Source organism: Paraburkholderia solitsugae, assembly GCF_013177695.1.
Lineage (GTDB): Bacteria > Pseudomonadota > Gammaproteobacteria > Burkholderiales > Burkholderiaceae > Paraburkholderia > Paraburkholderia solitsugae.
The window spans coordinates 30,396-55,523 of the sequence record NZ_WOEY01000114.1 but is presented as its reverse complement, the minus strand read 5'-3'; the positions used below and the strand labels follow the sequence as shown (position 1 = coordinate 55,523).

The following is a 25,128-nucleotide window of genomic DNA, read 5'->3' as shown; positions in this document are numbered from 1 at the left end:
GAGAGAAGGATGACGCAGCAGGTTTGTATGGTCACCGGCGCGGCCACCGGCATCGGCGCGGCCACCGCGTTGCGCTTTGCGGGCGCCGGTTGGGCGGTGGCGATCGGTAACTTCGACGACAGCACGCGCGAAGCGGCGTTGGCCGTCGAAGCGCAATGCAAACGACTCGGCGCCGAGACGCTGGTGTTCGACGTCGACGTCGGCTCCGACGCGGCCTGTGTGAAAGCGGTCGATGCGGTAGCCTCGAAGTGGCAGCGCATCGACGCGCTGATCAACTGCGCCGGCACCACGCGCTTCATCCCGCACGGCGATCTGGCCGCCATCGACGACATGGAGTTCGAGCGCGTGTATCGCGTGAACCTGATCGGCATGTTTCAGATGACGCGCGCCGCGGTGCCCGTGCTGCGCGATTCGTCGACCGCTTCGCATAGCACGGCGGTGATCAATATCTCGTCGCTGGCCTCACTGAACGGCACGGGTTCTTCCATTGCCTATGCGGCGTCGAAGGGCGCGGTCAATACGCTGACGCTCTCGCTTGCCCGAAATCTCGCGCCGCATATCCGCGTGAATGCGTTGGCGCCCGGCATGGTGGACGACGGCTTGCCGCGTCGTGTGCTCGGAGAAGAGGCGTACGCGAAGATCGTCGACAGCATGACGAATGTCGCGCCGCTCAAGCGCGTGTCGCAGCCCGGCGAGATCGCCGATCTTGCCTGGTTCATCGTCGCGCATGCGCCTTCGATGACCGGCCAGGTGATCGCCGCCGAGAACGGCATGCTGCTGAACGGCTGAACGGCTGAACGGCTGAACGCACAGCACACGGATACGTACAGGACAAACTATGAGCAATCTCCACAAGCACCGCTCGCGCACCGTCACCGAAGGCATCACACGCACGCCGCATCGCGCCTTCCTGCGAGCGACCGGCATGGACGACGCCGCGATCGACAAGCCCTTCGTCGCGATCGTCGATACATTCGGCGAAAACACGCCGTGCTCGATGTCGCTCGCGGCCGTTTCCGACAACGTGCGCCTCGGCGTCGCGGCGGGCGGCGGCATGCCGATTCGCGGCTCGGCGATTTCGGTGTCGGACGGCACCTCGATGAATCATTCGGGCATGCGTTTTAGTCTCGTGTCGCGCGAGATCATCGCGGACAGCGTCGAGGTTTTCGTGCGCGCGCATTGCTATGACGCGTTCGTCGGCGTGGCCGGTTGCGACAAGACGCTGCCCGGCATTCTGATGGGCATGGTGCGCGTGAACGTGCCGGGTGTGTTCCTGTTCGGCGGCGCAATGTTGCCAGGCATTGCACCGGATGGCACGCAAGCGACGATTCTGACCGCGATCGAAGCGGTCGGCGCGGCGCAGCGCGGCGACATGTCGCTCGAAACCTTGCGCGGCATCGAGAAGCGTTGTACGCCGGGTGCGGGATCTTGCCCCGGACAATTCACCGCGAACACGATGGCGATGGTCGCCGAAACGCTCGGTCTCGCGCCGCTCGGCTCGGCGATGGTGCCTGCCGTCTATAGCGAGCGCATAGCAATTGCACGCCGTGCTGGCGAAACGGTCATGAACACGCTGAGAAACGGCGGTCCGCTGCCGCGCGATCTGGTCACGCGCAAGAGCCTCGAAAATGCGTGCGCAGCAGTCGCGGCGACCGGGGGTTCGACCAACGCAGCGCTGCACATTCCGGCGATCGCGCACGAGGCGGGCATCCGCTTTACGTTGGACGATGTGTCCGAGGTGCTGGCCCGCACGCCGTTGATCGGCGATCTGCAGCCGGGCGGCAAGTATCTCGCGCTAGATCTGTATCACGTTGGCGGCGTGCCGGCGGTGCTGAATGCGTTGCTCGCGGGCGGATTTCTGCATGGCGATACGTTGACGCAAACCGGCGAAACGCTCGAAACCGCGTTGAAGGCGTTCGCGGGCCCGGATGGCCGCGTCGTCCGTCCGCATAACGAGCCGCTAAGCGAGAACGCCGGGCTGGTGGTGTTGCGCGGCAATCTCGCACCGGATGGCGCGTGTCTGAAAACCGCAGGCCTGAAATCGCTGGTCTTCAGCGGCACCGCGCGGGTGTTCGAAACCGAAGAGGCGTGCATGTCGGTCGTGTCGAAGCGCACCTATCAGGAAGGGGACGTGCTCGTGATCCGCAACGAAGGGCCGAAGGGCGGCCCTGGTATGCGCGAGATGCTGAGCGTGACGGCGGCGATCTACGGTCAAGGCATGGGCGAAAAAGTCGCGCTGCTGACCGACGGACGCTTCTCAGGCGCGACGCGCGGCATGTGTATCGGCTACGTCGGACCGGAAGCGGCGGCAGGCGGCCCGATTCGTTTGCTGAGAGACGGTGACCGGATTCATATCGACGCGCACAAAGGCACGCTCGACGTCGAACTGAGCGACGAGGAACTCGCGAGGCGCAGCAAGGAAGCCGTGCCGTTCACACGGGGGCGCTTAGGCGGCGTACTGGAGAAATATGAAGCGCTGGTGCGGCCGGCGAATCTCGGCGCGGTGACGCACTCGGGCGCCGTGGAGTGGCCGTATGAGGCGTCGATCGGTGAGGATGAGGCATGAGCGCCGCCGCCGTGCCGGATGTGCCGCGCGTCGGCTTTTGCGGCATCGGCAAGATGGGTGAGCCGATGGCCTGGCGGTTGCTCGCAGCCGGGCATGCGCTGCGGGTGTGGAATCGATCGTCGGCGAAGCTCGCCGCGCTGGCAGCAGAGGGCAGCGTCGTTAGCGACTCGCCCAGGCGGCTGGCCGAGGCAAGCGAGGTCGTGATGCTGTGCCTCGGCGATGCCCACGCCGTTGAAGAAGTCGTCTTCGGTGAACAGGGGCTTGCGCGTGCGGCCACCGCACCGCGCTTTCTGATCGACCATTCGACCATCGCGCCCACCGAGACCCGGCGCTTCGCCCAGCGTTGGCACGACCTGACTGGTGGCGTGTGGATCGACGCGCCCGTGTCCGGTGGCACGGCAGGCGCTGTGACGGGCACGCTCGCGATCATGTGCGGCGGCAGCACGAACGATATCGCCGCAGTCGAACCGCTGCTGCGCGCCTATGCTTCGCGTGTGACGCGCATGGGCGCCACTGGCGCAGGACAGGCGACCAAGCTCGCGAACCAGGCGATTGTCGTGACGACCATCGCGGGCATTGCTGAAGCCTGCGTTCTCGCTCAACGCGCCGGCATCGACGCCGCTGCGATACCGGCCGCCTTGCGAGGCGGCTGGGCCGATTCGGTGCTGCTGCAAACCTTGATGCCGCGGATGCTGACGCCACCGTCGAGTCCATCGGGCACGATCAGGACGATGCTGAAGGATCTCGACGCGGTGGGGGCGTTGGCGCGCGAGGCTAACGCGCCGTTGCGCGCCGTCGGCGAAGTGCGCAAGCTTTTGCAGGAAGCGGTCGACCGGGGACTCGGCGATGAAGACATCTCGCAGATCGTTAAAGTCCTGCTCGATCAGCGCATGACGCATGAGTCAAGAGTCATGAGTGAACCACGAGCACTAAGCACCAGGCAGTAAGCGCGAGCGCCACCTACACCGCCTGGCACAAGGCGGCCGCGGCTGATGGAAGCGCAAAGGCAAACGCACAAAGACCAACTCAATGGCAAAGCGGTGAACGTGGCAACCAGCCATGCCGGGCCGCGCAGGAGACAACCATGTCCAGTCTTGAATCCGCCAGTCTTTCGGAAGAAACCCCGACGCGGCTCACGCGCTCGCAGTGGCGCATGATCATTCTCGCGAGTCTTGGCGGCGCGCTCGAGTTCTACGATTTCGTCGTCTACGGCATCTTCGCGCAGTTCATCGGCCGTGCGTTCTTTCCGATGCACGATCCGATTGTCGGCTTGATGCTGTCGTTCGCCGTGTTTGCGATCGGTTATCTCTCGCGGCCGGTCGGCGGTGTCGTACTCAGCTATTTCGGCGACAGGTACGGACGCCGACGCGTGTTTATCGTGTCGGTGATCGTCGTGTCGATGTGCACGATCGGTATGGGAATCGTGCCGACTTACGCGACGTGGGGCATCAGCGCCACGCTGTTGATGATCCTGCTGCGTCTCATGCAAGGCTTCTGCCTCGGCGGGGAGCTACCCGGTTCGATTACCTACGTGGTCGAATCGGCGCCGCGGCGCGCGGGACTCGTGTGCGGCATCGTGTTCTTCTGCGTGAACTCAGGCGTGCTGCTGGCGGCGGCCGTCAATCTCTCGGTGCACAGCTTTCTGAGCGGCGACGATGTCGCGGCGTACGGCTGGCGCATCGCGTTTCTGTTCGGTGGTGCAATCGGCTTGCTGAGTTTCTGGCTGCGCCGCAAGCTCGAAGAAACGCCTGCGTTCGCGGAGATGAAGCATCTCGCCGCGAAGCATCCGCTGGCAGAACTGTTGCGCGAGCACTGGCGACCCGTGCTGCTCGGCATCGGCACGACAGCGGTGGTCGCCGCATTCAACGGCCTGCTGTTCGCGCACATGCCGGCTTACCTCGATCGTGTGTTGCACTACGACCCGCGCCGCGTGGCGATCGGGCAGAACGTCGGTCTCGCGGTGGTATCGACGGGCATTCTGCTATCCGGCTGGCTCGGCGACAAACTGCCGAGGCGCTTTGTGCTGCGCGTCGGCTCGCTGCTCCTGATGGTGTTGAGCTATCCGTTCTACCTGGCAGCCAGCCACCATACGATCGATGTCGTGTTGTTGCTCGCGCTGGCCGGTGTGGCCGCGTGCCTCGCCAACGGCACGTTCGCCTGCATCATCGCCGACATGTTTCCGACACGCGTGCGTTTCAGCGGCGTCGCGTTGACATTCAATGTCAGCTTTACCGTGTTCAGCGGCACCGCGCCGTTGATCGCCACCTGGCTGATTTCGTCGACGGGTAACGTCGCCGCGCCTGCGTATTTCATGGCGGCGTGCGCGGCGCTTTCGCTGGTCGCGAGCTTTGGATTGAAAGCGGTGAGTGGCAAGATCGATTCGGGCTCGACAGGTTGAGGTCGCTCAACGGAGGGTGCCGTTGTCCGGCACCCTCGTCCTTGGGCTATATCGCGCAACATTGGCAGGCACACCGCCTGACACACACCGCGGGATATGCACCGTAGGATACGCACACGCCTGATACGCACACGCCTCTTACCTGGGTATGCAGATTACTCGCCCCCCCAAAGGTGAGGGTTTGCGGGAGTAGCCTCTTCTGGACCACCGGTTCCCCGCCCAGCATGCCTTTGCGGCCTGTCCCCAAGCGCTAAAGGTGAGCGTTTTCGGGAGCTGCCCGAGGTGCACTTCGCGCCCAGCCCCACCACTCCGACCCAAAGGTGAGACTTTTCGGGAGCTGGCGCGCGCATCGTACGGTGACGTTGCGAGCTGAACTTCTCCGCGCGCGAATTGCGTCGCGACAACGAGCATTTCGCGCTGCGCAGCTCTGAGTTCGCGCTGCTGAAAATCTTCGTCAATCACGCAATGACAGTGCTCACGCGCATGCAGCTCAACGAGAAATTGCGCGGCAATAGTGTGCTGCATCAAGGTCGCAGCCTCGATGTATCGATCTGGCGGCTGCGGCGGCTGATCGAGATCGACCCTTCCGAGCCGCGCTATGTGCAGACGGTGTGGGGACGCGGCTATGTGTTCGTGCCGCACGGTGAGACTGGGGCGGCCGAGCGCGGCGCGATGGTCGCGCCCGGCGTGTGAGTATCGGCGTATTCGCCGAAAGGTGAGCTTTTACGGGAGTGCGGTGTTCGCGAGTCAGGCCTGCTTCGCGACCTCGCGAATATCGGCCACCGGCGTTTGCCCGAATGCATCGCTGAACGCGTAGTCGAGCAACTGGGTGGCGCATTGTTCCGGTGTCGAAAGCTGGCCGTTGCGCTTGAGCTCCTCGAATTTCTCGCGCATCGGGAACTGCTCGGCGCCGCTGCCGCGAATTTCCGCCTGCATATTCGTATCGATGACGCCCGGCGCCAGGCTGCAAATACGCAGCGCACGATTCGCGTCGAGTGCAACGGCGCGTGCGTGATGATCGAGCGCGGCTTTGGTTGCGCAGTAGATGCTCCAGCCGGGATACGCATTGCGCGCCGCGCCGCTGGAGATATGCACGATGCGCCGATCCGTCGCGTCGACGCTGGCTGCGGCGAGTGCGCTCGCCAGCATCAGCGGTGTAGCCACGTTCAGGCTCACGGCGGTCGCGATGTCCGCGGCGTCCTGGCCTTCGATCGGACCGATCGGCTGAACCATGCCCGCGTTGTTGATCAGCAGGACGCTCTGAGCGCCGCTGACGAAGCTGCGCAGTGCATCGGTTGCGACCCATTGCGCGACGCGTGTGGGATCGGCAAGTTCGAGTTCGATTTCTTCGAGCAGTGCCGGGAAACGCTCTTTAAGCGTGGCATGACGCGAGCGGGACAAACCCAGTACCGTGACGCCGCGCGCCAGCAGTTGTTCAGCAAGGGATGCGCCGAGGCCGCGCGTGTGGCCGGTCACGATCGCGCGGATTGGAGAAGAGGTGGACATATCGTTCCCTGTGATCGTTGGCTTGAGAAGACCGTCATTTTCTCACGTCGCCTTCACGACGAACGAAAGCGCTCGCGCATTTCAAGGAAGGCATCATCGATGCATTCGCACACGGCACGATTCACAAACCGGAGACGACCTTCGGCAACGTGAAGGCGGACGTGCTGGCGCTGAAAGACCCGCATTACCATCGAGAGAATTTCTGCACGATGATTCTGGGGTCTGCGTGGAAGGATTAGTCGGCGCCCGGCGGCGGAAATGACAGCCGCGTAGAAGAAAGATTATCGGCGCAATTTTCATCCAGCATGTCATTTCCAGTAAGCGTTCGCGACTAAAGCCTTGAAACACTCGGACGATCGTGCATGGCGGCGATTCGCGGGTGTTGCATCCTCAGACCTGGCGTGTACAACGGATCGACCGCGGCAAGCCAGTCTGAGCACCTGAACGTCGCTTATGCAGCCCTTGTTGAAGCCGGGCTGCTCACGTAGGACTGGAGATGAAATGAAATCGATCCGAGCCATACTGATGTGCGGCTTGCTGCCGCTCGCGCTTGCAGCGGGTTCTGTGCAGGCACAGGGAATAGGACGTGCCGGCACCTATCTGATGCCGCCTGAGTACAGCATGATGATGGACAAACTGACACCTGAACAGCGCACTCAGGCCATCGGCATCCAGCAAAAAATGATGCAGATGGACATGGAGTATCAGGACACGATGGCGCAGATGGAGATGAAGCACGCGCACGAGATGATGCAGATGCAAAATCAATTGCTCGATATTTTCAAGGGCCATTAAACCCACCACGGTTCGACCGGTTAGCGTCTCGACTCACGTCAGATGCGTGCCGGTCACCCTCTGCCATGCAACGCCGCGATTTCCTGCAAATCGAGATCCCGCTCAAGCACGGTCAGCAGTTCATCATGAATCAACCCTGACCGATGCATTCGCAACAACTCGCGGCGACCGGCCGCCACGGCGGCAAGCACGACGTCGTAATGCGCGGTTCGAACATCGGAGGGATATTCCGTCACATCCTGGTAGGTTTCGGTCATCCGCGCCCGATAGCTATATTGCTCCAGCAGGCGCGGATGAATGACTTGCCCCTGGGCGTCGTGCACGAGCGGTTGGATCGCGGCAAGCTGCGTCGCTTCGAGCCTCGCCCACGCCTGAGGCTCGGTCAAATGCTGCTCGTTGCGCTCTTTCACGCTATCCAGATTGACCCAGCGAATCAACGCACCGATCGTGGTCCCTTGTCCGAGCACGGTCACGAGAATCACCGCGAACGACGCGACCAGAATCAGATCGCGCCCCGGCATCGCCTCGGGCAACGAGAGCGCGATTGCCAGCGTCACCACGCCACGCATGCCGGCCCAACTTGTCACAGTTGACGAGCGCCAGTCGAGCGCAATGTTTTCGCGCTGCATCAGTTTGCAGACCAGTCCCTTCAACCATTCGACGGCGAACACCCACATGAAGCGGGATAGCACGACGGCCGCGATCACTGCACCGACCGCCGGTGCAAGCGCGGTCAGCGTGTCGCCGACACCGCCCAGCCGCACGATCACGCCGCGCAGCGACAGCCCGATCAGAATGAACACCAGGGCTTCCATCAGGAAGATCAGGACCTGCCAGAAGGCTGTGCCGCGCGTACGCACCGAGGCAGAAAAGACTTCGTGCTGATGCCAGCCAAGCACCATTCCGCAACTGACGGTCGCGATGACACCCGAGACGTCCAGCATGTCGCCGGCGATGTAGCTGATCCACGGGGAGAGTGCGGATGCGGTGATGATGAGGTAGGCGTCGTCGAGGTAGCGCAGCAGTTTGACGACCACGAAGCCGATCGCGATGCCCACTGCGATGCCGCCCAGCCCGAGCACAGCAAAGCGCCCGATGGCATGTTGCGCGCTGAAGGTGCCGCTCAACGCGGCCGCGACGGCGAAGCGGAACAGGACGATGCCGGCGGCGTCGTTGAGGAGGCTTTCGCCTTCGAGTAGCACCATCAACCGGCGCGGCAGCGCGACGCGTTCCAGCACGGCCTTCGCGGCGATGGCGTCAGGCGGCGAGACGATCGCGCCCAGCGCGAAGCACGCGCTCCACGGCAAGGCCGGCACGACCCAATGCACGACCAGTCCGACCGCGAGGGTCGTAAAGGCGACGGCGCCGATCGCAAGCAGCAGGATGCCGCCGACATTGCGCTTGAATTCGTCCCACACGGAGAAGTAGGCGCCGTCCATGAGGAGCGGCGGCAGGAACACGATCAGGACCAGCTCGGGGTTGAGGTTGATGGGTGGCAGTCCCGGCACGAAGGCCATCGCGGCTCCGCCGACCAGAAGTGCCGCGGCCGGTGGGAGTCGCAGCCGCTTGGCGAGCAGTTGGAGACCGATCATCGCGGCGAGCGACAGCAGGACGAGTTTGAAGGCCATGACGGTGGGCATGCGGGGCCTCGATGAGTGGCAAAGCGTGGGAGCTTCTTTTTATCACACGACGGGGCTTGTGCCTGCGGCTGAGCCGATGGGAGATACGCCTGTGGCATCAAGCACTTGGCTTGGCTGTGCGCAGGTTGTCCACAGGCTTCTGAACAAATTATGTGGACAACTGGAGGACGGGGTTGATGTGGGTTGGGCTGTGGCCATGCTGGCGCGCTTTTTTGTGTGGGTCTGATCGCGGATGACGAGCGATGCTTACTCGTGAGCCGCTAACGGATATTTCTGTCGGTTCAACCACTTGGTTGGGATGTGCGTGGGTTGTCCACAGGCTTGCCAACAATTTGTGGGGACAAGTTTTTTTGCCCGCGGCGCGTCTTGTTTGTTGGTTTGCCTGCGGCGTTGGACTTTGCTTGACGCTTGTTTGCCTGCGCGGCGCTTTCTGTCTGTGTGCCTTTGGCGTTGGCCTTTCCTTGATTTGATATTGGATTATTAGCGTCGCCCCTGTGCGGGGCGGGCACCTACTTTTCTTTGCCTGCCGCAAAGAAAAGTAGGCAAAAGAAAGCGGCTCAAACCGCTAGCTCATAAGCGGGTCCCCCGCGCAGTTGCGGTAGTGGTGCATCTGGAATCCGTGCCCTCGCACCTTCAGCGTCAGTGACAAAGGGCTCATCAGCTCCCACTCCGCACTGCGTGCGTCGCGGATGGGTCTGCGAGGGAAACCAGGGGCTTCGATTGCGTGTGGTGGGGGCAATCGGTTTCGTCTTGGCGAGGCGTCCAAGTATCCAAAAGACGATTTGCGGAAGCAAATGAAAGCGCGATAGCTCAGGCCGAACGAAACGCCGGTGCGTCGCAGTTGCAGTTGCAACGCAACGACGAGGTGGGGGCGCCAATCAAAGCGCGAGTGCGAAACGTAGTGGTCGGTTTTATGAAATACGCGTCGGCGCGCGCAGCGCCGCCGGAAGTATGACGCCCTTGTCACCAGGGCTGAATGTGCGCGGGCACGGATTCCAGATGCACCACTGCCCCCTCCAAGCCAGGAGACCCGCTTATGAGCTGGCGGTGTGAGCCGCTTTCTTTTGCCTACTTTTCTTTGCGGCAGGCAAAGAAAAGTAGGTGTGTGCCCCGCACAGGGGCGACGCCAATAAACCAATAACAAATCAAGGAAAGGCCAACGCCGTAGGCAGACAGACAATGAGCGCCGCGCAGGCAAACAACCCAAGCAAAGTCCAACGCCGTAGGCAAACCAACAAACAAACCGCGCCGCAGGTAAAAACAACAAAACCCCGATTAAGCCTTCAGCGGCGAAGCCGCAACCTCCTCCCTCGATTGCACTTGCAAAACCGCATCCCGCTTATCCAGCAAATGCTGCCGCAAAATAGCACTCAACTTCTTCCCATCCCGTGCCTCAAGCGCCTTCAACATCTCATCATGATCATGAATCGCGCTATCCCACTTAGGGATCTGAAAATTCGACCGGAACCGCAACGCCTGCAGGCGTCGATTAACCGCGACATAAGTCTGCCGCAGTGCTGAATTCCTCGCCGCCTCATTGATTTTGTCGTGAATCGCCTGGTTACGACTGTAGTACCCAGCCAGATCGTTCTGCGTACGACAAGCCAGCATCGCGTAATGCAACGCCTTGATCTCGGCAAGCTCCGCAGCCGTCATCCGCTCCGCCGCCAGTTCGCCGGAAAACGCTTCAAGACCACTCATCAATTCAAAGGTCTCGCGCAACTCCGCTTCCGACATCTTCGACACCGACGCGCCCCGGTTCGGCGAAATCTCGATCAGCCCTTCCGCCGCCAACACCTTCAGCGCCTCCCGCAACGGCGTGCGCGAAATCCCAAGCGTCTCGCATAACTCGCGCTCGTTCAGTTTCTTGCCCGGCTCAAGCACCCCCTCGACGATAAAGCGGCGAATGTGCTCCACCACCGTGTCGTGCAAGCGCTGACGCTCAACCTTCGGCATCAGCGGGGAAGCGGCCACGCCCGCATCGAAATCCGAATTTTGCATACAAAAGCCCTCAACATCGTATTAGGTAGGATTTTAGCGGAAGCATAAAGATTAGTTAATAGCGCGGGTAAACACCGGTGTCAGCAAGCAAATTTTGCCTTGGGTTCGTCTCGGATCGTCTGATATAGTTTTTTGCATGCAAAATTCAATAGGAGGAGCCCAATGCTCAAGCTAGACTTTCACCCCGCTGGCCGTCACTTCCTGCAGATCCCGGGTCCGAGCCCGGTGCCCGATCGCATTCTCCGGGCGATGAGCTACCCGACCATCGATCACCGCGGCCCCGAGTTCGGCGAACTCGGTCTAAAGGTGCTCGAAGGCATCAAGAAAATCTTCAAGACGCAGCAACCGGTGGTGATCTATCCGGCCTCCGGCACCGGTGCATGGGAAGCGGCGCTGTCGAACACGCTAAGCCCCGGCGACAACGTGCTGATGTTCGAAACCGGCCACTTTGCGACGCTGTGGAAAAAGATGGCGGAAAGCCTCGGGCTGAAGCCAGAGTTCCTCGGCCTGCCTGGTATCGAAGGCTGGCGGCGCGGGGTTCAGCCGCACATGATCGAAGAGCGCCTGCGCGCCGACACGCAGCACGCGATCAAGGCGGTGTGCGTGGTCCATAACGAAACCTCGACGGGCGTCACCTCGGACATCGCCGCCGTGCGCCGCGCGATCGACGCCGCCGGCCACCCGGCGCTGCTGCTGGTCGACACGATCTCGGGCCTCGCCTGCGCCGACTATCGCCATGACGAATGGGGCGTCGACGTCACTGTGTCGGGCTCGCAAAAGGGTTTGATGCTGCCGCCGGGTATCAGTTTCAACGCGATCTCGCCGAAGGCCTTTGCCGCCAGCAAGCAGGCCAAACTGCCGCGCAGCTTCTGGGACTGGACCGACATCGTCGAGATGAACAAGACCGGCTACTGGCCGTACACGCCGAACACGAACTTGCTGTACGGGCTCAATGAGGCGCTGGAGATGATTCTCGGCGAAGGGCTCGACAACGTGTTCGCCCGTCATGAGCGTCTCGCCGAAGCCACCCGCCGTGCGGTTCGAGCGTGGGGTCTGGAGATTCAGTGCGCGGATCCCGCTGTGTATAGCCCGGTGCTGACTGGCGTGATGATGCCGGATGGCATCGATGCCGACGCGGTGCGCAAGGTCATCTACGAACGCTTCGACATGTCGCTCGGCACCGGCCTCGGCAAGATGAAAGGCCGCATGTTCCGCATCGGCCACCTCGGCGACTGCAACGACCTGATGCTGCTGGCGACGTTGGCCGGGTGCGAAATGGGCCTGAAGCTCGCGGGCGTGCCGCTCAAAGAAAGCGGCCTGCCTGCCGCTATGGAGTGGCTGAGCCAGCCGACGCACGCGTCGGGTCTGAAAGCGGCGGCTTGAGCACCTGAGCACATGCGCGCCGGGCGCACCAGCGGGACAGCGCTCGGCACGTCAGCGTATGAGTGCAGCAGCGCATCTCGCAGCAAGGGAAGGTGGGCAGCACCTCATGAAGCCGCGCATAGAACGCGGCCCACCAACAACTTGCGATGTGCCCGCGGCGTATTTCGCCGACGGGCGACGACGCAGCGCGCCATTTCAGGCGCGCCGTCGATAGACTGCAATGGAGAGAGACGATGAGGCGGTTTCGTGTAAGCAGTGCGACCAGTATCGTTTTAGTGATGCTAAGCATCATGTACTTCATCACTTACCTGGACCGCGTCAACGTCAGCACCGCAGCGGCAGGTTTCGGCAAGGAGTTCGGACTCTCGCATACGGAAGTGGGCCTGGTGTTTTCGGCGTTCGCCTATCCGTATCTGATTTTTCAGATCATCGGTGGCTGGGTCAGTGACCGCTTCGGCGCGAAGCGCACGCTGATTTTCTGCGGCGCTATCTGGGGCGTTGCGACTTTGCTGACCGGCCTCGCCGGCGGACTGGTCTCGTTGCTGGCCGCGCGCGTGTTGCTCGGCTTCGGCGAAGGCGCCACGTTTCCTGCTGCGACCTCCGCCATGGCGCGCTGGGTCGCGAAAGAAAAACGCGGCTTCGCGCAGGGCATTACCCACGCGGCATCGCGGATCGGCAATGCATTGGCGCCGGGCATGATCGTGCTGGTGATGGCGACCTGGGGCTGGCGCGAATCGTTCTATATCTGCGGCGTGTTCAGTCTGCTGTGGGTGGCGGTGTGGACGTTCACGTTCACCGAACATCCGAAAGATCATCCGCGTATCACGACCGAGGAACTCGAAATCTTGCCCGCGCCGAAACCCAAAGCGGCCGGTGTGCCATGGGGAAAACTGTTTCGCCGCATGTGGCCCGTCACGATCGTCTACTTCTGCTACGGCTGGACCTTGTGGCTGTTCCTGAGCTGGATTCCGCAGTACTTCCTGCACAGCTATCACCTGCAACTGCAGAAGTCGGCGATTTTCGCCTCGGTCGTATTCTTTGCCGGCGTACTCGGCGATACGCTCGGCGGCATTGTCACCGACTGGATCTTCACGCGTACCCGCAGCCTGAAGCGTGCGCGGAGCTGGATGGTGTCGGTGTGCATGTTCTTTTGTCTGCTCTCGCTGATTCCGCTGATGTTCACGCACGACCTGTATCTGTCGATGGCATGTCTCGCGTCGGGCTTCTTCTTCGCTGAAATGACGATCGGCCCGATGTGGGCGATCCCGATGGACATCGCGCCGGAATACTCAGGCACGGCGAGCGGCATGATGAACACCGGCTCGGCATTGGCCGCGATCATCTCGCCGGTAGTCGGCGGATTTCTGATCGACTACTTCGGTAGCTGGGAGTTGCCGTTCGTCGGCAGCATGCTGTTGATGGCGATCGGAGTGGTGCTTGCATTCCGCATGCAGCCGGAAAGCAAATTCGAGGTCAGCACGGCCGACAAAGCGCACGCCACCACGGGTGTGGGTGCATAAACAGACTGGATCGTTCCTTCTCTTCGCCTTCAAAGCAATGACAACCCTACTGAGTCAGCGTCTCGCCGACGCGCACCGCAATCACCGGACCCTCGATGCGTTGTCGCCGGAGCAAACGCCCGCGGACGATGCAGCCGCCTACGCGATCCAGCACGACATTCTGCGCGCATTGGACGCGTCGATCGGCGGCTGGAAGATCGGCGCGAAATCCGACAGTGGCCCGATTCAGGGTGCGCCGTTGCCCGCGAGCGATCTGTACGCCGACGGCGCACGGCTGCCGCGTGGAGCCTTCGCACCGCTCGGACTTGAACTGGAGATCGCATTCCGTTTCGGCCGCCGCTTCGAGCCGTCGACAACACCGTATAGCGACGCAGAAGTGCACGCGGGCATCGGGTCGATCGGTGCGACCATCGAGATCGTGGCGAGCCGCTACGCCGGCTGGCCCAATGTTGACAAGCTCGCCCAACTCGCGGACTTGCAGAATCACGGCGGGCTGATCGTCGGCGAATTTACGCCGTATCGCGAGGACTTTCCGTTTGTGGCCCCCTTGGCCCAATTCAGGTTCGAAGGGCGTGACGTGGTCGAGACGGCACCCGCCAATCCGGCCGGCGATCCACGGCGCCTGCTGACGTGGCTCATCAATCACGCCACGTCGCGCGGCATCGCGGTCACGCCGGACATGGTCGTTACCACCGGTTCGTATACCGGAATGTTTTTTCCGCAGAGCGCGGGCACGGCGAGCGGGCGCATTGAAGGGCTCGCGCCGATCAGCTTGACGCTGTACTAGCCCGTTTTCTTATAGGCCGACGATATGACGAACCCCACCTCCGCTTTACTCGTCAAGCCGATCCATCTGGTGCCGTCTGCCGCGCGCCTGACGACGCCGCTCGCGCAGCATCTGCGCAAGTCTTTACGCGGCGACGTGTTGTTCGATGCGGCGAGCCGCGGCCGTTATGCCACTGACGCGTCGATCTATCAGATCACGCCGATCGGTGTGGTGGTGCCGCGCGATCAGGACGATCTGCGCGTCGCACTGGAGATTGCCCGGAGCGAGAAAGTGCCTTTGCTCGCGCGCGGCGCGGGCACGAGCCAATGCGGCCAGACCGTCGGCGAGGCACTGGTGATCGACACCAGCAAGTGGCTGAACAACATCGTCGCGTTCGATGCCGACGCGCGCACGGTGACGGTCGAACCGGGCGTCGTGCTGGATCATCTGAACGCATGGCTGAAGCCTCACGGCCTGTGGTTTCCGGTCGATGTCTCGACGGCGGCGCAATGCACAATCGGGGGCATGGCAGGCAACAATTCCTGCGGCTCGCGCTCGATCGAATACGGCAATATGGTGCACAACGTCGACGCAATCGACGCTATTCTCGCCGACGGCAGCGAAGCACGCTTCGCGTCATTGCGCGTGGCGCCGCAAGGCGCGCGTTTGCAGCAGATAGTGGAAGGCGTGAAGCAGATTGCTCAACGTGAGCGCGATGAAATTGTGGCGCGTGTGCCGAAAGTTTTGCGGCGTGTCGCGGGCTACAACATCGACGTGTTCGATTGCCAGAACCCGCACGCTTATACCGATGACGGCATCGCGAATCTTGCGCATCTGCTGGTCGGTTCGGAAGGCACGCTTGCGTTCAGCCGGCAACTGACACTGAGGCTCGCACCACTGCCCACGCATAAGACGCTTGGCGTGGTCAACTTCCCGACCTTCTGGCAGTCGATGGATCTCACGCAGCACATCGTCAAGCTGAAGCCGGTGGCCGTGGAGCTGGTCGATCGCACCATGATCGATCTGGCAATGAGCAATCCCGCCTTCCGGCCGGTGATCGAGAAGGCGCTGGTCGGCGAGCCGCAAGCGATCCTGCTGGTGGAATTCGCCGGCGAGGACCGTGACCAGCAACTCGCGTCGCTCAAACAACTCACTGAACTGATGGCCGATCTGGGCTTGCCCGATTCGGTCGTCGAGATGCCTGCCGCGAATGAACAGAAAGCGCTGTGGGAAGTCCGTAAAGCCGGCTTGAACATCATGATGAGCATGAAGGGTGACGGCAAACCGGTCTCCTTCATCGAAGATTGCGCGGTACCGCTCGAACATTTGGCGGAATACACGAGCCGCCTGACCGAAGTGTTCCATCGTCACGGCACCGAAGGCACCTGGTATGCGCATGCGAGTGTCGGCACATTGCACGTGCGGCCGATTCTCGATATGCGGCGCGACGGCGCAGTAAAAATGCGCGCAATTGCCGAAGAAGCGGCGGCATTGGTACGCGAATACAAGGGCGCGTATTCAGGCGAACACGGCGACGGCTTGTGCCGCGGCGAATGGGTCGCGTGGCAATACGGGCCGCGTCTGAATCAGGCCTTCACCGAAATCAAGGCGTTGTTCGATCCGGATAACCGCTTCAATCCCGACAAGATCGTGCGTCCGCCGAAAATGGACGACGCACGCAATTTTCGCTTTGCGCCGGGCTACGAAGCGCATCGGATTGAGACCGCGCTCGACTGGTCCGCATGGAACGTCGAACGTGATCCGCTGACGGGGAAGGAGACGCTGCCGGGCAGCGGCAACGATCTGGCGGGCGGTCTCGCGAAGGCCGTTGAGATGTGCAACAACAACGGCCATTGCCGCAAGTTCGATGCAGGCACCATGTGCCCGAGTTACCGCGTGACGAAGGATGAGCAACATGTGACGCGTGGGCGCGCGAACACCTTGCGTCTGGCCATCTCCGGGCAACTCGGCGAAGCAGGACTCGCCAGCGACGACGTCAGGGACACGCTCGACCTGTGCGTCTCGTGCAAGGGCTGCAAGCGCGATTGCCCGACGGGCGTCGACATGGCGAAGTTCAAGATCGAGGCGCGGGCGGCGCGCGTCAAACGGCACGGCCTGCGTCTGCGTGACAGGCTGGTGGCTTTCATGCCGCGCTATGCCGCTGCGGCGAGCCGCGTGCCGGGCTTGATGGCATTGGCTGACAACGTGCCGGTGTTGTCGGCGTGGTTCAAGCGCTCGGTTGGTTTCGCGCCTGAACGGACGCTGCCGCGCTTCAAGAAATCGTTTCTGTCGGACGCAGTGTCGGGCAAACGGGCCCAAGACGGCGCGCTGAAAGAAGTGCTGTTGTTCGTCGATACATTCAACAACAACATGGAACCTGAAAACGCGCGCGCCGCGCAACAGGTGTTGGAAGCTGCCGGTTACACGGTGCACTTCAATACGCGCCAGGGCGAGCGGCCGGTGTGTTGCGGTCGCACCTTCCTTGCGGCCGGTTTGGTCGATGAAGCGAAGCAGGAAGCGCGGCGCATGCTCGATCTGTTCAAACCGTTTGTGGAGCGTGGCGTACCGATCGTCGGGTTGGAGCCGTCGTGTTTGCTGTCGTTGCGCGACGAGTTTCTGCACTACGGTTTCGGTGAAGAAGCGCAACGGCTTTCGAAACAGGCGTTTCTGTTCGAAGAGTTTCTGGTGCGCGAGGAAAAGGCCGGGCGCTTGCAGCTTGCGCTGAAGCCGTTGGCGAAGGAGCAGGCGTTGGTACACGGCCATTGCCATCAAAAAGCCTTCGACGCGTTCACGCCTGTGCAAACCGTACTGAACTGGGTTCCTGAACTGAAAGTGTCGACGGTTGAGTCATCGTGCTGCGGCATGGCGGGCAGCTTTGGCTACGAGGCTGAGCACTACGCCACATCGCAGGCGATGGCGGAACGGTCGCTGCTGCCCGCGGTGCGCAAGATCGATGGCAACACGGTGATGGTCGCGGACGGCACGAGTTGCCGGCATCAGATTCATGATGGCGCGGGCGTCGACGCGATCCATGTGGCGCGCGTGCTGGCGATGGCTTTGAAGTGAGGTCGGTCGCGGTAGGCGTTTGCCGGTCAAGCTCAAGGCAGGGCAGCTCGGCCTCAGTGCCCCGTGCTCAGGGTTCAGGCTGGCGCCGACAGCCAGGCCAGGCCAGCGCGGCCCGGCCTAGGGCCAGCCCGGAGCGGCCTGGATCAGCGCACCGGTCACGATTGCGCGCTGACCACCTGCCGATACGCCGCCGGCGCCACGCCGACGCTTTCACGAAAACGGTGACTGAAATGGCTGGCGTTCGCAAAGCCGCATTGGTCGGCGACTTGCACGAGCGGCAGTCTCGTGGTGCGCAGCAGCGTGCGTGCGCGTTCGAGCCGTTGCTGCGCGATCCAGGCGGCAGGCGGTAGTCCGAACGACGCGCGGAACATACGCGCCAGATGAAATTCCGACAGCGCCGCTACACCGGCGAGCTCGCCGAGTGTGAGCGTTTGTGCGAGATGGTTCTCGATGTAGTCGCGCAAGCGCCGCCGGGTTGCGACCGACAGACCGCCCTTGAGCGACGCATCCGCGCGGCGCACGCCTTGTGCGCGCAGCAGCAGACTCAGCACCTGATGCGCGGTTTCATTGGTTCGCAGCAGGCCATCGGGGTCTTGCCAGTCTTCATTGGCAAGCGATTGACACAGGCTCGCGATGCGGGCGTCTTCGAAATAGGTGCGATCGGCAAGCGTGAGTTCGCGCGGCTCGCGATCGAGTTCCTGCACGGCGCGTTGCGTGAAGTGTTCGGGCAGGAAGTAAAGATGCATGAAGTGCATGTGGCCGCGTACCCACCAGCGCGATTCATGTTCTCCGGGCAACGCGCAGAGCCGCGACGGCGCGCCGTAGCGCCCGGGCATCTTCTGACGCTCGGTGCGATAGCCACCATCCAGATAGCACGACAGCGTGTGATGGCCGGGCCGCTCATAGATGGTCTCGGCCTCCTCGGTGTCGCGGGTCCAGAGGGCGATGGCGAGCCGGTCGCCCAGCCATGCAAAGCGCTCGAGATTCGCGTTGGCGTCGCGCAGCGTGTGACAGACCGACTGAAGGCCGAACGGCGTTTCGGTGGATTCGATCACGGGGGCGGGCGGTCTGGCGTTCACGGAACGAGCGGCATGCATTCGATGGCGGGGTAAGCGTCAGTATAGGGCGAGCCGTCGCCGGCGGCGCGTCCCTCCGAAAAAGTGCGCAATCCTGGACAAGTGTGGCCGGTGGCGCTGCAGCATAGTTGGGTTTCCGCTCTTTGCTGCTGCAGGCCTCGTCATGAATCTTTCGCTCTATGCCGTCACCGTGCTCATCTGGGGCACCACGTGGATCGCGATCAAATGGCAACTGGGTGCGGTGCCGCCACCGGTGTCGATTGCGTGGCGTTTCTGGATCGCGGCGCTGGTGCTGTTCGCGCTGCTGCGCATCATGCGCCGGCCGATCTGGCCGCCGCGCGCCGCATGGCGCTTCCTGGCCGCGCAAGGGCTGGCGCTCTTCTGTCTGAACTTTCTGTGCTTCTACTATGCTGAGCAGGTGGTGCCGAGTGGCCTCGTCGCGGTGGTGTTTTCCACTGCGCCTCTGCTGAATTCGATCAACGGACGGCTTTTCATGGGCCGTCCTTTGCAGCCGTCGGCGATTGCCGGTGCGGCGTTGGGGCTCGTCGGTATCGTGTGCCTGTTCGTCCAGCAGATGGAGGGACACCTGGGCGACCACGCGGTGTGGCTGGGACTCGCTATCGCGTTCCTTGGCACATTGTGCTTTTCGGCCGGCAACCTGCTGTCGAGCCGGATGCAATCGATGGGCTTGCACCCGTTCGCCACCAACAGCTGGGCGATGCTGATCGGCGCCGGCATTCTGACGGTGGGAAGCGCGCTGGCTGGTTTTTCCTTCTCCATCGAGCCTGACGCGCGTTATCTCGGCGCGCTCGCTTATCTGGCCGTGTTCGGTTCGGTGATCGGCTTTACCGCGTACCTGATGTTGGTCGGTCGCATGGGCCCGGAGCGGGCTGCCTACTGCACCGTGCTGTTTCCGATTGTGGCGCTGGCGGCGTCGACGATATTCGAGGGTTACCGATGGTCCGCGTTGGCGGTGCTCGGGCTTCTGCTGGTGGTGGCGGGAAATCTGGTGGCGTTCGATCTCACGCGGCGACTCTTCGTGCGGCGGGCGACGGCGCCTTAATCCGCCGCCGTCCACTCCGGCCGCTTGCCGAGGCTGTCGAACAGTTCGAGTATCGTCGCCTTGACCTTCTGCACGGCATTGCTCAGTAACGCCGTGTCGTGCCAGCAGAGCGACAGGTCGCGCGAGAACAATCGGTGATCGACCTTGGCAAGCTTGAGCTTGTGCTCATCGAGTTCCACGTGCGCGGCGGTCCACGGCAGGATCGTCACACCTAACCTGGCCATCACCGCCGCGAATAACAATGCGGTGGAACTGGCCTCGAACAGAATCTCGCACGGCAGCCCGGCTTCGCGCAGAGCCCACTCGACGCGGCTGCGAATCGTATTCGGTGCGCTTGGCAGAATCAGCGGCATGCGCGCGAGTTCGGCGATCGATACCGGCTCGCGTGGCATCTGAAACTCCGGCCACGCAATCAGATAAAGCGCCTCGGTGAGCAGCCTTTGCGCGGCGACCCCGCGCGTTTCGACCGCGTCCACCACGACGGCCAGTTCCACCCGTCCGCTACCGATCAGACTGCCGAGTTCCGCGCTCGGTGCTTCGACCAACTCCAGCGCGATGCCGGGGTAACGGTCGCGGATCGTGCGTGCAAGCGGGATCGCCACCATCCGCGCCGTGCTCGACGGCATGGCAACCGACACTCTGCCCTGCGGCATCTCGGCGTCCTGCCGCAGCAGTTCGCGCGTGCTGTCGGCCTGCCGCAGCAACTCGATTGCATGCCGGTAAAGCGTTTGCCCGGCTGCGGTGGGCGCCACGCCCTGCACGCTGCGCTCGAGCAACTGCATTCCCAGATCGCGCTCCAGATTGCGCATCTGCTGGCTGATCGCGGGCTGCGCGATATGCAGTGCTTCGCTCGCGCGCGTGACGTTGCCGCACTCCACCACTTTGACGAAATACCGCAGTTGCCGCAGATCCATGTGCGTCGCTCGCTCCTTCATCCCATAACGAAATCCGATCGAGCTAGAGAAATATCATATTTTTAGATTATCGAGCGCGTTCTTATACTCAATCCACAAAAAACCGAAGCGTGCCCAGCCAGAGCTGTCCGGCGCCGCTTCAAAACGGCCGGCGTTTGTCGGCAGCAACCATGTTGCATGGGACCAGAGTAAGTGCTCTGCATGGGACCAGAGTAGCGCGCTAAAGCGCGAACTCTGGTCGACACGCTAAAGCGCCAACTCTGGTCGACATAGGAGACAAGGATGTCCAAAGCGATCGCTGTATCGACGCCCGGGCTCAAGCCCCGGCGCACGCCCCTCACCCGCGAGCAGATCGGCGGCTTCTGGGCGGTTTACTCAGGATGGGTGCTGGACGGCGTGGATTCGGTGATCTACGCGCTCGTGCTGATTCCGGCGCTTACCGAGTTGCTGCCTGTCTCGGGCATTGCCGCGACGCCGGCCAATCTCGGCATGTACGGCTCGATTCTGTTCGCGTTGTTTCTAATCGGCTGGGGGTTGTCGTTCATCTGGGGGCCGCTCGCCGACCGCTTCGGGCGGGTCAAGACGCTGGCCGCGAGCATCCTCATTTACTCGGTGTTCACCGGCGCCGCGGCGTTCGCGCATAACGTCTGGGAATTAGCCGCGTTCCGGCTGATTGCCGGCATCGGCGTGGGTGGCGAATGGGCGCTGGCCGGGACCTATGTCGCCGAGAGCTGGCCGGAAGATCGCCGCAAGATGGGTGCGGGCTATCTGCAAACCGGTTACTACGTCGGATTCTTCCTTGCCGCCTTGCTGAACTATACGGTCGGTGCGACGTACGGCTGGCGCGCGATGTTCCTGTGCGGCCTCGCTCCGGCGTTGCTGGCAATTTTCACGGTGCTCAGGGTGAAGGAGCCGGGTCAGTGGCGAAAGGCCACGCATGGCCTCGGTCAGACGAACGCTGCAGCCGTGCCCAAGCGCCGGCCGCTGATGGAGATATTCGCGCCGGCTTATCGGCGTCGCACGTTGACGAGTGCGAGCTTGGTGGGCGTCGCGATCATCGGCTTGTGGGCCGGGTCGGTCTACGAAGCGAGCGCGGTCGTGACGCTGGCGACGCGCGCCGGCATCGACCGCGTTGGCGCCGTGCATCTCGCGTCGATTGGGGCGGCGGTGCTCTCGGTGGGGACGATCCTCGGGTGTCTCGTCGCGCCGTGGCTGGCGGAACGTTTGGGGCGCCGCGTGGCGCTTGGGACGTACTTTGCCGGTATGGCCGTGTCGATCGTGTTCGCCTTCGGCTGGGTCTTCTACCTGCCGAACGGACTCAACCTGTTCATGGTGTCGCTGCTGTTCCTTGGTTTCTTCGGCGGCAATTTCGCGATCTTTTCGTTGTGGCTGCCGGAGCAATATCCGACCCGGATCCGTGCTACCGCGTTCGCCTTTAATGCGTCGGTAGGCCGCCTGCTCGGCGCGGGCGTCAACTTCCTGCTGGCTGCCGCGATTCATTGGGAAGGTTCGCTCGGCTTGCCGATTGCGTGGACCGCGGTGGCTTTTGTGATCGGCTTGCTGATTTTGCCGTTCGCTGTCGAGACCCGTCATCAGACACTGCCGGAATAGTGCGTCGTCGAGCGCAGCGCTCGCGCTATCCGCAGCCGTCATCAATTCGCTGGAGAACTGAATGCAAGCGTTACAAGGAATCAAGGTCGTCGAACTGAGCCGTGCGCTGTCGGGGCCGTTTTGCTCGATGGTGCTGGCCGATCTCGGCGCGGACGTCATCAAGGTCGAACCGGGCCCGGGCGGCGACATGAGCCGAACCTGGGGGCCGTTCGACCGGGGTGTGAGCACCTACTATCTATCCTGCAACCGCAACAAGCGCGGTGTGTGCATTGACTTTCGCAAGCCGGAGGGGCTGGCCGCGATCCACCGGCTGATCGACGATGCCGACGTGGTGATCGAGAACTTCAAGCCAGGCACCATCGACAGCATGGGACTCGGCTATGACGTCCTCAGCGCGCGCAATCCGCGGCTGGTGATGGGCAGCATCAATGCGTTCGGCGCCGATGGTCCGATGAGTGGCTGGCCAGGCTTCGACCAGATCGCGCAAGGTTATTCCGGTCTGATGAGTCTGACCGGTTTCGCCGATGGCGACCCCACGCGCACCGGCACCGCGATTGGTGACCTGAGTTCGGGCATGTGGCTCGCGATGGCGATACTGTCGGCGTTATTGGAGCGTGAGCGAACCGGGCGTGGCCAGCATGTGAGCACGTCGTTGCTTGCGAGTCTGGTGGGGTTGCTGAGCGTACATGGCCAGCGCTACCTGAGTCTTGGCGACATTCCGCGCCGTACGGGCAACGCGCATTCGGTGATTGCGCCTTATGGCGTGTTCGAAACCGGGGACGGCCCGCTCAACATCGCGCCGATCACGTCTGACATGTGGCTGCGCTTGTGCCAACTGCTCGAATTGCCCGCGTTGCCGGACGATCCGCGCTTCGCGACCAACGAAGCCCGCGTTGCGCATCGCGACGAATTGAAGGCTGCGTTGGAAGCACGTTTGAAGACGCGTAGCAAACGGGAGTGGACAGAACTTTTCATTGGCGTGGGATTACCCGCTGGCCCGATCAATACGTTAGACGAAGTGTTCGCCGATCCGCAGGTGCAGCACTGCCGGCTGGTGGAAACGGTCGAGCACCCGACGCTTGGCGCGCTGCGCCAGGTTGTGACACCGGTGTCGAGTTCGGCAGTGACGGGTGATTCTTCGCATCACGTCAGCCGGCATGCGCCACCGGGCCTCGGCGAACATACTGTCGATGTATTGCGCGAGGCGGGATTCGATGAGGGCTCGATTGAAGCGCTGCTTGCCGCGAAAGCGGTGCATCAACAGGGTGACTATGTTTCGCCGGAGAAGGTATCGGAACGTGTGGCAGGGGCTACACAATGAGGCTGACGCAAAACTCGGATCATCTGATGGAAGTCGCGCAATGAACCCGCCGCAAAACTCGGAACAGGGCTACTGGAGTCGCGCAGTAAGTATGCCGCAAAACTTGAAATGCGCCGCGGGAGTTATGCGATGAGCGGGCCGCAGAACTTGAAATACGCCGCGGGAATTACGCGATGAGCAGGCCACAAACCTTGAAACATGTTGTAGAGGTTACACAATGAACACACAAAACGCATCGCCGTTCACGGTAACGGTCGATATTGTGGATGAACGGATCGCATGCTTGATGTTCAGTCATCCTATGCGCCGGAATGCGCTGAGCGCGGAGCTGTTGCACGCGCTTGACTCGCACCTTGTCGATCTTGCCGCGCAGCGGATACCGGTCGTGATACTAGGCAGCGGCGTTGGGCAGGACGTTTGGAGCGCGGGCCACGACCTTGGCGAGTTGGTGGACGACCGCGATCCGATTGCTTACGGCAAGCCGTTGGAGCGGGTGTTGCGTCGTGTGCGTGCTTACCCGGGCGTGGTGATCGCGATGGTGTCGGGCTCCGCATGGGGCGGCGCCGTCGATCTGGCGATGAGTTGCGACCTTGTCGTTGCCGACGGCAGCGCGCGTTTTGCGATGACGCCGGCGAACATTGGCTTGCCCTATACGACGAGCGGCCTGCTGCGGTTCTTCAACAATTTACCGATTCACGTATTGAAGGAGATGTTCTTCAGCGCGCAGCCACTCGATGCCGCGCGTGCTGAGCGCTTTGGCGTGATCAACCGTCTGGTCGACAGCGACAAACTGGAGGCAACAGCCCTTGAAATGGCGCGCGGAATCGCTAGCAAAGCGCCCTTGGCGACTCAGGCCGTGAAGGAACAACTACGGATACTTGAAGACTTGCAGCCGATGCCTGTGCAGGCGATGGAACAGATTGCGGAACTGCGTCGGCAGGCGTGCGAAAGCGCGGATTTCAGTGAAGGGCTCGCAGCGTTTTCGGAGAGGCGACCACCGGTGTTTAAAGGCGAATGAACGAGGCCTGTGCCGGAGGCCGTGAAGATGTTGAGGATAGCGAGCGGTTCAGGGAACGGTGATGTTCTGAACGATCGCGCCCACACCGACAGCGTCAAGGGTGAGTCTTTTCGGGAGAAAAAAGCAGGGTGAAGACACCACCGGTGAGCTTTTTCGGGAGCGAGAAAAGGACGAAGCGCGTAATTGCAAGTGCTTTGCCGTGCAACCCGCATGCGCCAAAAGTGCTGCAGGGCGGTTCAATGAAGCACTCTTCGGCGCGCGCAGCGCCGCCGGAAGAATGACTGCTTTGTCACCTACGCGGAATGTGCGAGAACACAGATTCCAGATGCGCCACTACCGTGACTGTGCGGGGGACCCGCTTAAGAATTAGCGGTTTAAGCTGCTTTCTTTTGCCTACTTTTCTTTGCAGCAGGCAAAGAAAAGTAGGTGCCTGCCCCGCACAGGGGCGACGCTAATAATCCGATGGCAAATCAAGGAAAGCCCA

Annotated in this window: 18 protein-coding genes and 2 pseudogenes; 15 read left to right on the top strand and 5 right to left on the bottom strand. The window is 62.2% G+C overall.

Annotation, left to right across the window (positions count from 1 at the left end):
• Positions 1-9: 9 nt before the first annotated feature.
• From GNZ12_RS28665 to GNZ12_RS28645, 5 genes and pseudogenes are all read left to right on the top strand, one after another.
• On the top strand, positions 10-789 hold the full coding sequence (locus tag GNZ12_RS28665) for an SDR family NAD(P)-dependent oxidoreductase (protein WP_172315545.1): 780 nt from the start codon (positions 10-12) through the stop codon (positions 787-789).
• A 49-nt stretch (positions 790-838) separates the two neighbouring features.
• Positions 839-2,566 (top strand): dihydroxy-acid dehydratase, encoded by a 1,728-nt coding sequence (gene ilvD / locus GNZ12_RS28660; RefSeq protein WP_172315544.1) that lies wholly within the window; start codon positions 839-841, stop codon positions 2,564-2,566.
• Entirely contained in the window at positions 2,563-3,513 is a 951-nt protein-coding gene (locus GNZ12_RS28655) for an NAD(P)-dependent oxidoreductase (protein WP_172315543.1), read from the top strand. The genes ilvD and GNZ12_RS28655 overlap by 4 nt, the downstream gene beginning before the upstream one ends.
• Before the next feature lie 137 nt (positions 3,514-3,650).
• Positions 3,651-4,964: an MFS transporter gene (locus tag GNZ12_RS28650; protein WP_172315542.1), complete on the top strand. Its 1,314-nt coding sequence runs from the start codon at positions 3,651-3,653 to the stop codon at positions 4,962-4,964.
• A 360-nt stretch (positions 4,965-5,324) separates the two neighbouring features.
• Positions 5,325-5,657 (top strand): annotated as a pseudogene (locus tag GNZ12_RS28645) (winged helix-turn-helix domain-containing protein); the annotation flags it as partial.
• A 54-nt stretch (positions 5,658-5,711) separates the two neighbouring features.
• Here GNZ12_RS28645 and GNZ12_RS28640 read toward each other — a convergent pair.
• Positions 5,712-6,470 carry an SDR family oxidoreductase gene (locus GNZ12_RS28640; RefSeq protein ID WP_172315541.1) on the bottom strand — a complete coding sequence of 253 codons (759 nt, stop codon included), beginning with the start codon at positions 6,468-6,470 and terminating at the stop codon, positions 5,712-5,714.
• Positions 6,471-6,544: 74 nt separating this feature from the next.
• On the opposite strand from GNZ12_RS28640, the pseudogene GNZ12_RS44595 reads away from it, so the two are divergent.
• Positions 6,545-6,709 (top strand): annotated as a pseudogene (locus GNZ12_RS44595) (phosphohydrolase); the annotation flags it as partial.
• Between the two features lie 262 nt (positions 6,710-6,971).
• The gene (locus GNZ12_RS28635; protein ID WP_172315540.1) at positions 6,972-7,265 is read left to right on the top strand and encodes a hypothetical protein; all 294 of its coding nucleotides are present in this window, start codon (positions 6,972-6,974) and stop codon (positions 7,263-7,265) included.
• A 53-nt stretch (positions 7,266-7,318) separates the two neighbouring features.
• Here the strand turns inward: GNZ12_RS28635 and GNZ12_RS28630 are convergent, their stop codons facing one another.
• Both GNZ12_RS28630 and GNZ12_RS28625 read right to left on the bottom strand, forming a co-directional pair.
• Positions 7,319-8,905 carry a Na+/H+ antiporter gene (locus tag GNZ12_RS28630; RefSeq protein ID WP_172315539.1) on the bottom strand — a complete coding sequence of 529 codons (1,587 nt, stop codon included), beginning with the start codon at positions 8,903-8,905 and terminating at the stop codon, positions 7,319-7,321.
• Positions 8,906-10,180: 1,275 nt separating this feature from the next.
• Positions 10,181-10,906, bottom strand: coding sequence for a GntR family transcriptional regulator (locus tag GNZ12_RS28625; protein ID WP_172315538.1), 726 nt, complete (start codon positions 10,904-10,906; stop codon positions 10,181-10,183).
• A 162-nt stretch (positions 10,907-11,068) separates the two neighbouring features.
• Here GNZ12_RS28625 and GNZ12_RS28620 point away from each other — a divergent pair, with 162 nt between their 5' ends.
• From GNZ12_RS28620 to GNZ12_RS28605, 4 genes are all read left to right on the top strand, one after another.
• Complete coding sequence (locus GNZ12_RS28620) at positions 11,069-12,289, top strand: pyridoxal-phosphate-dependent aminotransferase family protein (protein ID WP_172315537.1); 1,221 nt, start codon at positions 11,069-11,071, stop codon at positions 12,287-12,289.
• A gap of 233 nt (positions 12,290-12,522) precedes the next feature.
• The gene (locus GNZ12_RS28615; protein WP_172315536.1) at positions 12,523-13,809 is read left to right on the top strand and encodes an MFS transporter; all 1,287 of its coding nucleotides are present in this window, start codon (positions 12,523-12,525) and stop codon (positions 13,807-13,809) included.
• 37 nt (positions 13,810-13,846) lie between these two features.
• On the top strand, positions 13,847-14,596 hold the full coding sequence (locus GNZ12_RS28610; protein ID WP_172315535.1) for a 2-keto-4-pentenoate hydratase: 750 nt from the start codon (positions 13,847-13,849) through the stop codon (positions 14,594-14,596).
• A gap of 24 nt (positions 14,597-14,620) precedes the next feature.
• On the top strand, positions 14,621-17,641 hold the full coding sequence (locus GNZ12_RS28605) for an FAD-binding and (Fe-S)-binding domain-containing protein (RefSeq protein WP_172315534.1): 3,021 nt from the start codon (positions 14,621-14,623) through the stop codon (positions 17,639-17,641).
• Between the two features lie 155 nt (positions 17,642-17,796).
• Here GNZ12_RS28605 and GNZ12_RS28600 read toward each other — a convergent pair whose 3' ends face one another.
• A complete protein-coding gene (locus GNZ12_RS28600) occupies positions 17,797-18,720 on the bottom strand; it encodes an AraC family transcriptional regulator (RefSeq protein ID WP_172315533.1) in 924 nt (307 codons plus the stop codon).
• 160 nt (positions 18,721-18,880) lie between these two features.
• Between GNZ12_RS28600 and GNZ12_RS28595 the strand changes: the two genes are divergently transcribed.
• Positions 18,881-19,780 carry a DMT family transporter gene (locus GNZ12_RS28595; protein WP_172315532.1) on the top strand — a complete coding sequence of 300 codons (900 nt, stop codon included), beginning with the start codon at positions 18,881-18,883 and terminating at the stop codon, positions 19,778-19,780.
• Here the strand turns inward: GNZ12_RS28595 and GNZ12_RS28590 are convergent.
• A complete protein-coding gene (locus GNZ12_RS28590; protein WP_172315531.1) occupies positions 19,777-20,694 on the bottom strand; it encodes a LysR substrate-binding domain-containing protein in 918 nt (305 codons plus the stop codon). The two genes, GNZ12_RS28595 and GNZ12_RS28590, sit on opposite strands and share 4 nt — an antisense overlap.
• A 282-nt stretch (positions 20,695-20,976) precedes the next feature.
• Between GNZ12_RS28590 and GNZ12_RS28585 the strand changes: the two genes are divergently transcribed.
• The 3 genes from GNZ12_RS28585 to scpB all read left to right on the top strand — a co-directional run bounded on the left by GNZ12_RS28585 (position 20,977) and on the right by scpB (position 24,644).
• Positions 20,977-22,305, top strand: coding sequence for an MFS transporter (locus tag GNZ12_RS28585; RefSeq protein WP_172315530.1), 1,329 nt, complete (start codon positions 20,977-20,979; stop codon positions 22,303-22,305).
• Positions 22,306-22,366: 61 nt separating this feature from the next.
• Complete coding sequence (locus GNZ12_RS28580) at positions 22,367-23,626, top strand: CaiB/BaiF CoA transferase family protein (protein ID WP_172315529.1); 1,260 nt, start codon at positions 22,367-22,369, stop codon at positions 23,624-23,626.
• Positions 23,627-23,843: 217 nt separating this feature from the next.
• On the top strand, positions 23,844-24,644 hold the full coding sequence (gene scpB, locus GNZ12_RS28575; protein ID WP_172315528.1) for a methylmalonyl-CoA decarboxylase: 801 nt from the start codon (positions 23,844-23,846) through the stop codon (positions 24,642-24,644).
• Positions 24,645-25,128: the final 484 nt, after the last annotated feature.

What these genes read in the sequence shown, in the direction of transcription:
- GNZ12_RS28665 (WP_172315545.1), top strand. Translation starts at nt 10, where the DNA reads ATGACGCAGCAGGTTTGTATGGTCACCGGCGCGGCCACCGGCATCGGC.
- ilvD (WP_172315544.1), top strand. Translation starts at nt 839, where the DNA reads ATGAGCAATCTCCACAAGCACCGCTCGCGCACCGTCACCGAAGGCATC.
- GNZ12_RS28655 (WP_172315543.1), top strand. Translation starts at nt 2,563, where the DNA reads ATGAGCGCCGCCGCCGTGCCGGATGTGCCGCGCGTCGGCTTTTGCGGC.
- GNZ12_RS28650 (WP_172315542.1), top strand. Translation starts at nt 3,651, where the DNA reads ATGTCCAGTCTTGAATCCGCCAGTCTTTCGGAAGAAACCCCGACGCGG.
- GNZ12_RS28640 (WP_172315541.1), bottom strand. Translation starts at nt 6,470, where the DNA reads ATGTCCACCTCTTCTCCAATCCGCGCGATCGTGACCGGCCACACGCGC.
- GNZ12_RS28635 (WP_172315540.1), top strand. Translation starts at nt 6,972, where the DNA reads ATGAAATCGATCCGAGCCATACTGATGTGCGGCTTGCTGCCGCTCGCG.
- GNZ12_RS28630 (WP_172315539.1), bottom strand. Translation starts at nt 8,905, where the DNA reads ATGCCCACCGTCATGGCCTTCAAACTCGTCCTGCTGTCGCTCGCCGCG.
- GNZ12_RS28625 (WP_172315538.1), bottom strand. Translation starts at nt 10,906, where the DNA reads ATGCAAAATTCGGATTTCGATGCGGGCGTGGCCGCTTCCCCGCTGATG.
- GNZ12_RS28620 (WP_172315537.1), top strand. Translation starts at nt 11,069, where the DNA reads ATGCTCAAGCTAGACTTTCACCCCGCTGGCCGTCACTTCCTGCAGATC.
- GNZ12_RS28615 (WP_172315536.1), top strand. Translation starts at nt 12,523, where the DNA reads ATGAGGCGGTTTCGTGTAAGCAGTGCGACCAGTATCGTTTTAGTGATG.
- GNZ12_RS28610 (WP_172315535.1), top strand. Translation starts at nt 13,847, where the DNA reads ATGACAACCCTACTGAGTCAGCGTCTCGCCGACGCGCACCGCAATCAC.
- GNZ12_RS28605 (WP_172315534.1), top strand. Translation starts at nt 14,621, where the DNA reads ATGACGAACCCCACCTCCGCTTTACTCGTCAAGCCGATCCATCTGGTG.
- GNZ12_RS28595 (WP_172315532.1), top strand. Translation starts at nt 18,881, where the DNA reads ATGAATCTTTCGCTCTATGCCGTCACCGTGCTCATCTGGGGCACCACG.
- GNZ12_RS28590 (WP_172315531.1), bottom strand. Translation starts at nt 20,694, where the DNA reads ATGGATCTGCGGCAACTGCGGTATTTCGTCAAAGTGGTGGAGTGCGGC.
- GNZ12_RS28585 (WP_172315530.1), top strand. Translation starts at nt 20,977, where the DNA reads ATGTCCAAAGCGATCGCTGTATCGACGCCCGGGCTCAAGCCCCGGCGC.
- GNZ12_RS28580 (WP_172315529.1), top strand. Translation starts at nt 22,367, where the DNA reads ATGCAAGCGTTACAAGGAATCAAGGTCGTCGAACTGAGCCGTGCGCTG.
- scpB (WP_172315528.1), top strand. Translation starts at nt 23,844, where the DNA reads ATGAACACACAAAACGCATCGCCGTTCACGGTAACGGTCGATATTGTG.